Raw genomic sequence first — 13,120 nt, forward strand, 5'->3', positions numbered from 1 at the left:
CAATGACCGGTTTCGCACTCGACAGTTATTTCAGACCGGCTGACCGTCTGCAGGACGCGCGGCTCGAAATTGCCCTGACCAATACAGGGTCCGAAGAACTCTCGTCCTTCACTCTGGCCTATACGTCCCTGGCAAGAGCGCGTCCCGGCGCCCGGCTTGAAAATGCCGCGGCGATCACGCGCGTCGCCAATTTCCATGAGGTCACGCCGCCGGACGGATTGTCGCTGCGTCCCGGCGAAACCTGGTCCTTTGCCATTCAGGGGCTGACCAATGCCGCCCGTCACAGGCTTGACGGACCCAAGTCGGCCTATCTGACCGCGTCCGGGACTGTACGGGATGTGCTTTGCAATGACCTTGAAGCGCCCGGCATTCTAGACACGGGAGAGCGCAAGAGCGTGCCGCCCGGACAAGTGGATCTTCCGCTTTACATTGTTCCGTGGCCGCAAACCGTTGCCGTCGATAGCTGCCGCCCAGATGCCAGGGCATTCCTCGTGGAAACTGCAGGCGCCCAGGATAAAGCCGCTGCAAACAAGATCAATGGCCTCGCCAGACGCCTGTTTCCCGAAGCGCCCGCGCCATTCCGGTTTTCAGGAACACACGGCCTGGTGCCCCTGACCTTCCAGCAGGAGAACACCCTGCCGGCAGACGGATACCGGCTGACATTTTCTCCAGACGGTGCGGCCCTGGCATCCGGCGGGACAACAGGGCGGGACTATGGCCTGACCGTGCTTGCGCAGATCGCTTACGGTGCCCATTCGGATCCCGACACCTACCGGTTCCCTGCGCAGGGCGTTATCGAGGATCAGCCGCGCTTTTCCTGGCGTGGCACGCATCTGGACGTTTCTCGGCACTTCCGTGGACCGAATGACATCATCCGGCTGCTCGACATACTGGCCTGGGCGAGAATGAACGTCTTTCAGTGGCATCTAACAGATGACGAAGGCTGGAGACTGGAAATCAAAGCCTATCCCGAACTGACGATCAGCGGCGCCAGACGCGGTCCCGGCTGCCGTCAGGTCGCGCAGCTCGGTTTCGCCTCCAGCGTCTATCAGGGGGCCTATTCCCAGGACACGGTACGGGGGATCGTCGCTCATGCCGCCAGCCTCAACATCGACGTTCTGCCGGAAATCGACGTCCCCGGCCATTCCACAGCGCTCCTGAAAACCTATCCGCATTTCGCGGATCAGGCCGAGACACCGGACAGCTATCAGTCCGTACAGGGCTATCCCAACAACGCGCTCAATCCGGCGATGGAGGAGACCTACACCTTCCTGAAGACCGTGTTCGCGGAAGTGGCCGACCTGTTCCCATGCGCCTATGTCCATATCGGCGGCGACGAGGTCGACGCGCATTCCTGGCTGGCTTCTCCGAAAGCGCGGCGTCTCATGGAAGAACGCGGCCTTCAGGACACGATGGAACTTCAGGCCTATTTCATGCGGCGGGTCCGGGACATCTTGAAAGGGCTGGGCAAGAAGCTGGCCGGGTGGGACGAAGTCTCGCATGGCGGCGGCATCGATCCGGAAGGCGTTCTTCTGATGGCCTGGCAGAAGCCGGAGGTCACCAGGGACCTTGTCGACCAGGGCTACGAGGTCATCTGCACGCCCGGTCAGCATTATTATCTGGACATGGCCCAGGCGTCCGGCTGGCAGGAGCCCGGAGCAAGCTGGGCAGGCGTCTCGACGCCCCAGGCAGCCTATGACTACGAGCCGTCGACAGGTCTCAGCAACGCCGGCAAAGGGGCGCTCAAGGGCGTGCAGGCCTGCATCTGGTGCGAGCACCTGATCGACAACAGGCTCTTCAACCACATGGTTTTTCCGAGGCTTTACGCAGTCGCCGAAGCAGGCTGGACAGAGCCCCGGCACAAGGACTGGCAGAGATTTGCCGCGCTCAGCGCTCTTTTTCCCGAGCTTTAGGTCTAATTCATGAAAATCGTCCTCGGCGGAATCCATACCGAATGCAGCACCTATTCTCCCCTGGTTCAAACCGCTGACGATTTCAGGATCGTCCGAGGCCGGGCTCTTCTGGAGGATTGCGGCCTTGACGGAGACCGGTTTCAGGACGTTTCGTTCAAACCGCTGTTTCATGCGCGCGCCATCCCGGGTGGCCCGGTGGCACCGGACTGTTACACCGGCTTCAAGACCGCGTTTCTTGAAGAGCTGACAGCTGCACTGCCGGTCGACGGGGTCCTGCTGATCATGCATGGGGCGATGCACGTACTCGGCATCGAAGACACGGAGGGGGACTGGATTTCCGCGGTCCGGGCTCTTGTCGGACAAGACGTGCCGATCGCCGTCAGCTACGATCTGCACGGCAATGTCACGCAGAAGATCATCGACCAGATCGACATTTTCTGCGCCTACCGCACCGCGCCGCATATCGACATCAGACAAACCCATATGCGTGCAGCCGCTCAACTTGTAGACCAGTTGCGCGGCGGGGCGCGCCGGTATGTGGGCTGGGCGCCGGTGCCGGTCCTGCATCCGGGCGAAAGAACCAGCACGGAGGACGAACCCGCCAGATCACTTTACCGGCAGCTTCCCGACATCGACCGGCAGACGGGCATCTGCGATGCCAATCTCATGATCGGCTATGTCTGGGCCGATAGCGCGCGCGCGACGGCAGCAGCCGTCGTTACCGGAACCGACCGGGACGCGATTGGCCGCGCCGCCTCCGACATCGCGCAAGGCTACTGGACCGCACGCGCGCGTTTCGACTTCGGCGTTCCGGCAAAGACCCTGGACGAATGCCTTGACGACGCGGCCAGCGCTTCCACCGGACCCTTTGTCCTTGCCGACAGCGGTGACAATCCGACTGGTGGCGGTGTCGGCGACCGGACCGACGTCCTGCACGCCTGGCTCGCCCAAGGCCTGACCGAAGGCGTTTTTGCCGCTATTGCGGATCCGAGCGCCGTCAAGGCCGCGTGGAACGCAGTCGAAGGCACACCCTTGAGTTTGCGCATCGGCGGTGCGTTCGGAAGCCCCTGCCCGCCCGTTTCGGCTGCCGCCATTGTCCGGAAGAAACTGGGGGACGGCACTTCCGCGGACCGGGAGGTGTTGGTCGAGATTGCGGGCAACCTGGTCATACTGACCGAACGCCGCAAGCCATTTCACGATCTGAGCGACTTTGCCCGATTTGAAATAGACCCCGAAAAGGCGTGTTTTCTGATTGTGAAGTCCGGCTACCTGTCACCGCAACTGGCTCCGATCGCCAATCCATCGCGCATGGCGCTGACCGAGGGGGCCGTTCATCAGGCGATTTCGGAACTCTCGAACACGCGGCGGCCATTTCCCTGCCATCCCTTTCAACAGGACTTCCAGTGGCACCCCGCACCGCACCTTTCCAAAAGGGCGTACCTCTGAATTTCAGGTTCGAGCCGGTCAGCGGACCTGAAAATCGGGATTTTCGACCGGCCAACCGAAGAATAATCTGGTGCCGTCTCACTCTTTTTTACGCCGCCCGCAGTATTTCAGGCTTAAAGCAACTCTATTTTTGCGAGTATTTCTAAATTTATATCGCTTTTGTTTAATCGATCGAATTTGGTTATCAAATTTTGCAGTCCGTTAGAATGGATTAGATTCAACAAGTTAGAAGCAAACACACCAAATCAAGCGCCTCCCGGACGGCAATATTGGTATTTCTGCCAGTATTGAATATGACTGACCACTCAGTTTCATATCTGTCATCGCACGGAACGTGATACGAAAGACAAGTGAACCGGGTTTACCGGATCTTCGACACGTGGCCCCATCCGACCGTGCGGATCAGGAATGCGCTCCGTCGGACCGGTCCGGTGGAGCGTATTCGCATCCAGGCAACCTGCGATACGTTCTGGACCCGGTTCTTTTCTGCAAGAAGCAGCGCGCCGATCATGGTCTGATACAGCGGATTTCAGGGACCGGGAATTGCGGTGGCGTTGATGCCCTTGTTCCTGCCTGGCGCAAACCGACAACGCAGAGCAACCAATGAGATCTTCCCTGTCGATAAAGCGCACGCAACAAATTTTACTTAGAATTATTGACAATTCTAACTAGGTCCAAATCATCACTTGGAGGTGATAAGCCTTGAAGAACAGTCTGTTCACCTTATTTATTAACAGAAAGTCACCGACAACCGCTGAATTTGTGATCTTTATTACACGCATTCAACAGATTGTGGTGCGATAATGGCAAAATCGTGTCTGCGCAGTAAGGGGCGGATAAGCCCAAGCTACTGAAAAATGTCCAAAAAGGACCGGCTCAAGACAGCCCCTGCGCAGAGAATAAAGTTGTATCAGCCCTGGGAGGCGTACATGCAACGGAATATCAAGACAGGTGTTTTTGCGCTCGGCTTAGTCCTGACCCTGGCAGGAAGTGCGGTGGCCGCCCCGCTTCCGCAGGAAACGATCAGGCTTCCCGAAGACCGTCTTTCAGTGACAGTTGCGTCCGCGTCCCAGGACCAACTTGATCCGCTGGAAAGCGAACTGACGATCTGGGTCGGCGAGATCGAACTCGATGGCCGCAAGGCCGTGTGGGTCGAACTTATCGATTCCTACGGCGAAGTGATCTACGATTCAGAGGTGAATACGAACGAGACCCATCTTCTGCCGGACGGCCGCGCCGTCGTGGTCAGTTCCGTTGATCAGGACATGATCATTGCCGGCAAGGATGAGTCCAGGCTTGTCAGCGAAAGCACGCTCATGGTGACCCGACGGGTGGTCAATGAGGGCGCCGACGCCACCACGATCGAATTGATCGAAACCGCTGAAGAGGCGCCCGTGAAAAGGGGGCCGATCCTGCAGATCGCCGATTTCGGCGAAACGCTCTGGAACAAGGTCGCCGCTTTCTTCGATGAGGCCCGGGTCCGTGTCCAGGTCGCCTGGACCTGGCTCGTCGGCACCATTCGGGCCTGATATCGAGGCGATAACCCGGGTGGACCGGCGCATCCGGTCTGTTGGGCAGGTTCCAACAGGCGGATGTTCCGGCGCCCGGTTCACTTGCAGATGCATGGATGCCGATGGGAGGCTGTTTGCTCCGGTGGCCGCCGGAACCCGAAAAATTTATTAAATTCATTGACCTGCATGATCCGGCTGCCCTCCTTCGGCGTAATCTGGACCGGACACACAGTCCGCCCCTCTTACAGACGGCCGGTGTTTTTTATAGACCAACCGGCAGGCCGAAGGATAAAATATGCGGATCGCCGTCATCGGCTCCGGAATTTCCGGAAACAGCGCAGCCTGGGCACTCAGCTCCTCTCACGATGTCATCCTGTACGAAAAGCGCTTGCGGCCCGGTGGTCACAGCGCGACGGAAGACATCGACTATGACGGCGCGCAGATTTGCGTAGACACCGGTTTCATCGTCTACAACGAACTCAACTACCCCAATTTCACTGCACTTCTCGACCATCTCGGCGTGGCCACCGAGGCCAGCGACATGAGCTTTGCCCTGTCGGCGGACGGTGGCAAGCTGGAATGGTCCGGCAATTCACTCAAGACGATCTTCGCGCAGCGCAAGAATCTGGTTTCACCTCGCTTTCTGCGCATGTTGAACGACATATTGCGTTTCAACAGAACCGCGGTCGACCATCTTGGCAATGGCGCCCTTGCCGGGGTCTCCCTCGGAGACTACCTGAGCCGGGAACGCTACTCCGCCGGTTTCGTCAACGACTACCTGCTGGCAATGGGGGCGGCGATCTGGTCCACGCCCATCAACGAGATGCGCTCCTATCCCGCCGAAAGCTTCGTGGCCTTCTTCGAGAACCACAGGCTGCTGTCCCTGGAACGTCCGGTCTGGCGGACTGTCTCCGGCGGCAGCCGGTCTTATGTCCAGCGCCTGCTGGCCCCTCTTCGGGACAAGGTCCGTCTGGGCACGCCGGTCACGCGGATCCTGCGCCGCGACAGCGAGGTTCTGGTCACGGATGCCTCCGGGAACACCGATGTCTTCGACCATGTCGTGCTTGCCAGCCACACCGACCAGAGCCTGGCCCTGCTGGGCGATCCCACCCCGCAGGAACGCGACATTCTGGGCGCGATGCGGTACCGGCCAAACGAAGTCTACCTGCACCGCGACGAAAACCTCATGCCCAAAAGGAAAAACGTCTGGGCCTCCTGGAACTACATGTCGGACCGGGACGCCGGTGAAACGCGCGACGTCACCGTCAGCTACTGGATGAACAGACTACAGAATATCGATGCCGCGAAGCCCCTGTTCGTGACGCTGAACCCGTTCCAGGCGCCGCGCGAGGACAAGACATTCGCAAAATATGTCTATGACCATCCGCAATTCGACGCCCCGGCACTCGCGGCCAAGAAACGGCTTGGGGAGATACAAGGCGTCGGCAACACCTGGTACTGCGGTGCCTGGCGGGGCCACGGATTTCACGAGGATGGGCTGGCATCGGGCCTCGATGTCGCCAAGGCCCTCGGGGCGCAATTGCCATGGGAACACAAGTCCGCGCCGGCCGAATTCCTGGATGCGGCCGAATGAGGCACAGGCACCGGGACAGCAACCGCGCCAGCGAGAACGGGCCGCCGCCGCCTGCGGCAGCCGTGCTCTACAACGGATCGGTCATGCATCACCGGATGAAGCCGCGCGAGAACCGGTTCAACTACACGGTCTTCAACGTTCTGATCGATGTCGACAGGTTGGGCGAAGCCGCCGCGCAAAGTAGGTTTTTTTCGGTCAACCGCTTCAATCTGCTGTCCTTTCATGAAAAAGACCATGGCAAGCGCGACGGCACCTGCCTGAGAGATCACGTCGAGGGCCTGATGGCCGCGGAGGGGCTGTCAGCGCCTGGCCGGATCCTGCTGCTCGCCTATCCCAGACTGCTTGGTTACGGCTTCAATCCCCTCAGCGTCTACTACGCCTATGACGGCCGGGACCGTCTCGTTGCGCTCATCTATGAAGTACGCAACACGCTCGGCGGCCTGCATACCTATTTGGCGCCGGTCAGGCCGGGAGAGGTCAGCGACGCCGGGATCCGCCAGGACCAGCGCAAGGAATTCTATGTTTCCCCTTTCATCAGCATGGAGCAGCACTATCATTTCCGCATGTTGCCGCCCGGACGCAGTGTCAGGGTCCGGATCCTGGAAAAGGACAGCGAGGGTCCCCTGCTCGCGGCCACCTTTTCAGGCTCGATGTCCCCGTTGCGCACCGGGACAATCCTCAGGGCCTGCCTGAGGGTGCCGCTGCTGACATTCAAGGTCATCGCCGGCATCCACTGGGAGGCCTTTAAAATCTGGCGCAAGCGTGTACCATTTCATCCTCGGCCTGCGGATGACGCTTCGGGTGGAAGGCCCGACCGGCATCGCCGGGATGCAGTTACGGGTTTTACAAAGTGACATTTCGAGAGGTTCTGGGATGAGTGCACCTGTTCTTCTGACCGGGGACAATGTCCGGAGTGAATTGAGGGGGGCGCCGCGCCTTGCCCGAATGGCCGCCGGTCTTGCATTGAAAATCCGTTTTGGTTCGATAGAAGTCACGTTTCCCGATGACCGGACGTTTCTGATCAAGGGACAGGAGGACGGGCCGCACGGCGTCCTTTGTATCCACGACTGGCGTTTCTTCCGGATGGCGGTCCAGGCCGGCGATGTCGGCGTGGGCGAGGCCTTCATGGCCGGCTACTGGTCGTCGCCCGATGTGACCACGTTTCTGGAAGTCTTCTGCATCAATCAGGAATCGGCAATCGAGGCGCTTCAGGGCAAACCGTTGTCACGGTTCCTGCTGTCTATCCGGCATTGGCTGAACACCAACACCAAACGGGGTTCGAAACGCAATATTTCAGCGCATTACGATCTGGGGAATGCCTTCTACAAGGAGTGGCTCGACCCGTCGATGACCTATTCCTCCGCGATCTACAGCAATGAAACCAATGATCTGGAACAGGCGCAGGCGGAAAAATACGCTTCTCTCGTACGCCAGACGGGCATTGAGCCGCACCACACGGTCCTGGAAATCGGCTGCGGCTGGGGTGGCTTTGCCGAGCATGTTGCCAAGAGCGTCGGCGCGCATGTGCGCGCACTGACGATTTCGCAGGAACAATACGACTACGCCCGGGAACGCATTTTCAATGCGGGTCTGAACGACAAGGTCGACGTGGTCTTTCAGGACTACCGGGATGAAAGAGGTGTCTTCGACAGGATCGCTTCCATCGAGATGTTCGAGGCGGTGGGCGAAAAATACTGGCCGACCTATTTCCAGCAACTGTCCAGATGCCTGAAGCCGGGCGGCAGAGCCGGATTGCAGATCATCACCATTCAGGACCGGATGTTCGATGACTACCGGCGCGGCACGGATTTCATTCAACGCTACATCTTTCCCGGCGGCATGCTTCCGCCTCCCAGCCGTCTGGCGGAAATCGGCAAGTCCCTCGGGCTGGATCTTGCGGACCAGACGATCTTCGGACAGGATTATGCCCGCACCCTGGCGGAATGGCGGGAGCGTTTCCGCCAGGCCTGGCCGCAGATCAGCCCTCTTGGCTTCGACGAAAGATTCAAGCGGCTTTGGGAGTTCTACCTGCACTACTGCGAGGCAGGCTTCCGCTCCGGCAATATCGATGTGCGCCAGATGGTCTATGTGAAATCATCCTGACGCGGCGCCGCCTCGTCCGGTGACAAAAGACCGGCGGCTGTCGCTAACCCGTCTTGTTCCCGGTCCAGCCAGTGGCCCGGGCCACAAGCGGGAAATAGACCCTGTAAGGCAGCAGCTGCAAAAGTTTCAGCCGGCGCACGAATGCTGCCGGAAAGGCGATTTCAAAGCGTGTCTTGTGTCTGAGTCCCTTGAGAATTTCTCCAACGGCCTCGTCAACGCTGATCAGGTAGGGCATCGGAAACGGGTTGGATTCCGTGGCGGGCGTATCCACGAACCCGGGGCTGATCAGCTGGATGCGGATGCCAGCGGGATCCAGGTCGAATTTCAGGGATTCGACGAGATTGATCAGGCCCGCCTTGGTGGCGCCGTAAGCGGCTGATGTCGGCAAACCGGCATATCCGGCAACCGAGGACACCACCGCGATCTGGCCCCTGCCCGTGCTTTTCATGATGTCGATGACCGGCAGAAGAGTGTTGACCGTCCCCATGAGATTGACATCGAAGCTGGTGCGAAACGCGTCCGCGCTGGCACTCAGCCCATCCTGCGGAAGATAGATGCCGGCGTTGGCGACGACCAGTGCGATCCCGCCAAGCCTGTCGCCGATGTCCCGGCAATGGCGCGCCATCAGCGCGGTATCCGTCACATCCCCGGCAAACGGGTGTATCGATCCCGCTAAGCCGGCGGCCTCTTTCGCGAGCTCGTCAAGACTGTCGGCGGACCGGGCGGTCACGGCAACGGACCACCCCGAACGTGCAAGCTCGATCGAGAGTTGCCGGCCGATGCCCGAACTTGCTCCCGTTACCCATGCACACCCGTCGGTTGGTGCGGCCACAAAGTGTGATTTCGTCACGTCCGTCTCCCGTGCGGTTTGCCTTGATACGCAGACCGGACCGGGACCGGATCGGTTTTATTTCATGAAAGGCGCGAACCAGCGGCCCACCGGACCTGTCAGCTCCAGCCGGCCCGCGGTAACCGCAAAACAGATACAGTCCTCGCCCTTGTCGGCAAGCGGCTTGTGGTCGATGTCGCCGTCCGCATAGGCGACGTCACCGGTCGCGTAGTGACCGTCCTGATCGCTGAAGCCGCCCTGGAGCACCAGGGTCAACTCGGTGCCGTGATGGGTGTGCGAGGGCATCGCGCGGCCCGCGCGCACCCACAGCAGACTGCTGTTACAGCCGTCGATTTCGCCGAACTTGCACTCCTTCACGCCCGGCAGAAGCGTCTTCCACGGCAAGCTGTCGATGGAGCCCCCGACGATGGCGCGAAGCGAGGCCGGCACGGAAGCGGTTTCAGCACCGGGCTCAGTCTCAGGCTCGGAGGCGTCGATCGCCCGTTCATTGTCGTTGAGGTCCACCGGAGGCGCACTGAAGATCGCGGACAGAAGGGCATCGCGATCGGACATCGCCACAGGATCGACATCTTCGAGCCCGGCACCGGCAAGGGTTTCCAGAGAGGATACATACCCCCGGTTCCGCTCGCTCAGCTCAAGATGCGCACCGACGAGCGCTTGCGCCGGGTAGGACAGCGTACCGGCGGCATATCCGGCCAGCAATTCGTCCATACCGGTGACGTCTTTTTCCATTGCGGCTCTCATATATCTCCGACATTCACTGTTGTTCCTTACGCCTTACGCGGGGCAACGATGATCGGATCATTCTCTACACCATAAAAGTCCGAAAATGAATTTTCGTCTGAGCCGCAAAATAACAATCTGCGCACTGTCTTCAAGTGTCCGCGTAAAAAGTCCATCCCGGCGAAGCCGCCGGTGCTGGCAATGCGGACCGGGCGCCTTACATTGCGTCCTTGATCAAGATGCCGCTGACCATTAGCGTCCGGTGCTCATCAGAATTCTCTGACCAGTCAAAAGAAACAGGTCAGATCAATCGGGATTTAAGGAAATGTCTGTGTCCGCTTCTGTTGTCGATGCAATCGGGAACACGCCGCTCATCCGCCTGAGAGCACTGTCCGAGGAAACAGGGTGTGAAATACTCGGCAAGGCCGAGTTCATGAATCCCGGACAATCGGTGAAGGACCGACCCGCCCGCCAGATGATTCTGGAAGCGGAAGCGCGTGGAGACCTGAAACCGGGTGGCGTCATCGTCGAGGGCACGGCCGGCAACACGGGAATCGGTCTGGCCCTGGTGGCCAGCGCGCGCGGTTACAGAACGGTCATCGTCATTCCGGACACCCAGAGCCAGGAAAAGAAGGACATGCTGCGCCTGTGCGGCGCGGAACTGGTGGAGGTCCCGGCCAAACCGTTCAAGGACCCGAACAACTATCAGCATGTCGCGCGCCGCCTTGCCGAGCAACTGTCCAGGACGGAACCCAATGGCGTGATCTTCGCCGATCAGTGGAACAATCTCGACAACCGCAAGGCGCATTATCTCACCACCGGCCCGGAAATCCTGGCGCAGACCGACGGCAAGATCGACGGTTTCATCTGTGCGGTCGGCTCCGGTGGAACGCTGGCGGGCGTCTCGACCTTTCTTCAGGAACGGAAGCCCGGCGTGGTGATCGGCTGCGCCGACCCGCGGGGCGCGGCGATGCAGTCGCTGTTCACGACCGGACAGGCGGTGGCTTCCGAAGGCGGGTCGGTGTCGGAAGGCATCGGTCTCGGACGCAGCACGCCGATTGTCGAAGACCTGAAAATCGACCACGCCTACACGATCGGCGACGAGGAAGCCCTGCCGCTGGTCTTCGATCTGGCGGAAAACGAGGGGCTGCTCCTCGGCGGGTCGACGGCGATCAATCTTGCCGGTGCCCGGCGGCTCGCGCGTGAACTCGGCCCTGGCAAGACCATCGTGACGATCCTGTGCGATCACGGAACCCGCTCCCAGTCCAAGATCTACAATCCGGACTTCATGCGCTCAAAAAACCTGCCGGTACCGGCCTGGCTGGAACGGGACGTTGCCATCAACGCCCCCATCGTCTGACCGCCATGACAGGGATCTGACGCCTCATGGAGCCGCAAGATGCATTGCCAGCCGGCGACGGCGCTGACGCCGAGGCGTTGATCAACGATGCCGTGGCGGACATCGGTTTTCTCGACACGATGGCCAACAATCTCGGCCTGGTCGCGGCCTTCGTCGCGGCCATGTACGTCGTGGCGGCCGTTTGCGCTGTCCGCGAAGTGATGAATTCCAGGACATCACAGGGGTCCGTTGCCTGGCTCCTGTCCCTGTTCTTCCTGCCCTATCTGACCGTGCCGCTGTATTTCGTGTTCGGCTGGCGTTCGTTTTCCGATTACGCGAAAATTCAGGCGACCCTCGGACGGGCGGAACGGGCCCGGCGCGCGGATGAACTCGGCCTGACGGATCACGAGGAGACCAGGGACTGGCCGGTTCTGACCCGTGTCGCCGGAATGCCATTTCTGGCGGGCAACACGGCGGAACTCCTTGTGGACGGTGACGCCACCTTCAGATCGATAAAGGACGCCATTGCACGAGCGCGGTCCGTCATCTTCTTCCAGTTCTTTACCGTCCACGACGATGAACTGGGCCGCGACATGGCCGACGCCCTGATCAAACGGGCAAAAGAAGGTGTGAAAGTCTATTTTCTCTATGACGATGTCGGCAGCCATGCCCTGCCCCGGGCTTTCATCAACCGTTTGAAACATGCCGGCGTTTCTGTTTGCGGGTTCAACGAAAAACACAGATTCCTGAAGCTGCTCGGGCCGATGCGGCTCAACTACCGCAATCACCGCAAACTGGTTGTGACCGACTTCACGGAAGCCTTTGTCGGCGGTCACAATGTCGCCGATCAGTATGTCGGCCGGAACGCGTGGTTCGGGCACTGGCGGGACACGCATGTGCGGGTGCAGGGCCCCGCCGCGGTCGCATGCGCGCTCTCCTTTGTCGAGGATTGGCTATGGGCCAGCGGCGAACAGATCGCCGTGCCGCAGGTCGCGGACATACCGATGCCCGGCGACGAACCGATCCTGGTGATGCCAACGGGTCCCGCCGACGAACTGGAAGAATGCGCCATTGCCTTCGTGGAAGCCGCTGCCCGCGCCAGCACGCGGTTGTGGATCACCACGCCCTATCTGGTCCCGTCTCTCGACGTCCAGACGGCGCTGTGCGCGGCGGCGATGCGCGGCGTCGATGTTCGAGTGCTGCTGCCGGAAAAACGGGACCACTGGACCGTCTGGCTTGCCAGTCATGCCTATGAAGACACGCTGGTGCAACGCGGGGTGAAAGTCTACCGGTACACGGACGGGTTCCTGCATCAGAAGGTCACGCTGATGGACGACGACCTGGTCTCCATAGGCACGGTGAATTTCGACAACAGATCTTTCCAGATCAATTTCGAACTGACACTCTGGTTTACTCATCAACGCATGATCGCGAACGTGGAAACCATGCTCACCACCGACTTCCAGAACGCAAAGCTGACCTGGCCGGACGCCTTCCAGTCCCGCAGTTATGTCTTCCGGGTGCTTGCCCAGGGCGCGCGGCTGCTGTCGCCGATCCTGTGACGGCCCGGGATGCCAAAATTCCAGCGCCTCGTCATGGACGCTGGCCACCGGCCTCATGGTCCTCTAAATTCGCCAAAAT

The 13,120-nt window shown here is 60.1% G+C and carries 10 protein-coding genes; 8 read left to right on the top strand and 2 right to left on the bottom strand.

Annotated elements, in window-relative coordinates; genetic code table 11:
* Positions 1 to 2: 2 nt before the first annotated feature.
* The 6 genes from WNZ15_RS20635 (at position 3) to WNZ15_RS20660 (ending at position 8,567) form a co-directional block, all read left to right on the top strand.
* Positions 3 to 1,913, top strand: a complete 1,911-nt coding sequence (locus WNZ15_RS20635; protein WP_342894906.1) for a beta-N-acetylhexosaminidase — start codon at positions 3 to 5, stop codon at positions 1,911 to 1,913.
* A 9-nt stretch (positions 1,914 to 1,922) separates the two neighbouring features.
* A complete protein-coding gene (locus WNZ15_RS20640) occupies positions 1,923 to 3,359 on the top strand; it encodes a M81 family metallopeptidase (RefSeq protein ID WP_342894907.1) in 1,437 nt (478 codons plus the stop codon).
* Between the two features lie 929 nt (positions 3,360 to 4,288).
* Complete coding sequence (locus WNZ15_RS20645) at positions 4,289 to 4,888, top strand: hypothetical protein (RefSeq protein ID WP_342894908.1); 600 nt, start codon at positions 4,289 to 4,291, stop codon at positions 4,886 to 4,888.
* Between the two features lie 277 nt (positions 4,889 to 5,165).
* A complete protein-coding gene (locus tag WNZ15_RS20650) occupies positions 5,166 to 6,464 on the top strand; it encodes an FAD-dependent oxidoreductase (RefSeq protein WP_342894909.1) in 1,299 nt (432 codons plus the stop codon).
* Positions 6,461 to 7,318 carry a DUF1365 domain-containing protein gene (locus WNZ15_RS20655; RefSeq protein ID WP_342894910.1) on the top strand — a complete coding sequence of 286 codons (858 nt, stop codon included), beginning with the start codon at positions 6,461 to 6,463 and terminating at the stop codon, positions 7,316 to 7,318. Before WNZ15_RS20650 ends, WNZ15_RS20655 begins: the two co-directional genes overlap by 4 nt.
* A 19-nt stretch (positions 7,319 to 7,337) precedes the next feature.
* On the top strand, positions 7,338 to 8,567 hold the full coding sequence (locus tag WNZ15_RS20660; RefSeq protein WP_342894911.1) for a cyclopropane-fatty-acyl-phospholipid synthase family protein: 1,230 nt from the start codon (positions 7,338 to 7,340) through the stop codon (positions 8,565 to 8,567).
* A gap of 43 nt (positions 8,568 to 8,610) precedes the next feature.
* Here WNZ15_RS20660 and WNZ15_RS20665 read toward each other — a convergent pair whose 3' ends face one another.
* Both WNZ15_RS20665 and WNZ15_RS20670 read right to left on the bottom strand, forming a co-directional pair.
* Positions 8,611 to 9,417: an SDR family NAD(P)-dependent oxidoreductase gene (locus WNZ15_RS20665; RefSeq protein WP_342894912.1), complete on the bottom strand. Its 807-nt coding sequence runs from the start codon at positions 9,415 to 9,417 to the stop codon at positions 8,611 to 8,613.
* Between the two features lie 57 nt (positions 9,418 to 9,474).
* Entirely contained in the window at positions 9,475 to 10,149 is a 675-nt protein-coding gene (locus tag WNZ15_RS20670; RefSeq protein ID WP_342894913.1) for a ChrR family anti-sigma-E factor, read from the bottom strand.
* A 316-nt stretch (positions 10,150 to 10,465) separates the two neighbouring features.
* On the opposite strand from WNZ15_RS20670, the gene WNZ15_RS20675 reads away from it, so the two are divergent.
* Positions 10,466 to 11,500, top strand: a complete 1,035-nt coding sequence (locus tag WNZ15_RS20675; protein WP_342894914.1) for a cysteine synthase A — start codon at positions 10,466 to 10,468, stop codon at positions 11,498 to 11,500.
* Between the two features lie 26 nt (positions 11,501 to 11,526).
* Positions 11,527 to 13,041 carry a cardiolipin synthase gene (gene cls, locus WNZ15_RS20680; RefSeq protein WP_342894915.1) on the top strand — a complete coding sequence of 505 codons (1,515 nt, stop codon included), beginning with the start codon at positions 11,527 to 11,529 and terminating at the stop codon, positions 13,039 to 13,041.
* Positions 13,042 to 13,120 lie beyond the last annotated feature (79 nt).

Origin of the sequence: Roseibium sp. AS2 (assembly GCF_038900065.1) — a bacterium.
GTDB lineage: Bacteria > Pseudomonadota > Alphaproteobacteria > Rhizobiales > Stappiaceae > Roseibium.

What these genes read in the sequence shown, in the direction of transcription:
- WNZ15_RS20640 (WP_342894907.1), top strand. Translation starts at nt 1,923, where the DNA reads ATGAAAATCGTCCTCGGCGGAATCCATACCGAATGCAGCACCTATTCT.
- WNZ15_RS20675 (WP_342894914.1), top strand. Translation starts at nt 10,466, where the DNA reads ATGTCTGTGTCCGCTTCTGTTGTCGATGCAATCGGGAACACGCCGCTC.
- WNZ15_RS20635 (WP_342894906.1), top strand. Translation starts at nt 3, where the DNA reads ATGACCGGTTTCGCACTCGACAGTTATTTCAGACCGGCTGACCGTCTG.
- cls (WP_342894915.1), top strand. Translation starts at nt 11,527, where the DNA reads ATGGAGCCGCAAGATGCATTGCCAGCCGGCGACGGCGCTGACGCCGAG.
- WNZ15_RS20655 (WP_342894910.1), top strand. Translation starts at nt 6,461, where the DNA reads ATGAGGCACAGGCACCGGGACAGCAACCGCGCCAGCGAGAACGGGCCG.
- WNZ15_RS20650 (WP_342894909.1), top strand. Translation starts at nt 5,166, where the DNA reads ATGCGGATCGCCGTCATCGGCTCCGGAATTTCCGGAAACAGCGCAGCC.
- WNZ15_RS20660 (WP_342894911.1), top strand. Translation starts at nt 7,338, where the DNA reads ATGAGTGCACCTGTTCTTCTGACCGGGGACAATGTCCGGAGTGAATTG.
- WNZ15_RS20645 (WP_342894908.1), top strand. Translation starts at nt 4,289, where the DNA reads ATGCAACGGAATATCAAGACAGGTGTTTTTGCGCTCGGCTTAGTCCTG.
- WNZ15_RS20670 (WP_342894913.1), bottom strand. Translation starts at nt 10,149, where the DNA reads ATGGAAAAAGACGTCACCGGTATGGACGAATTGCTGGCCGGATATGCC.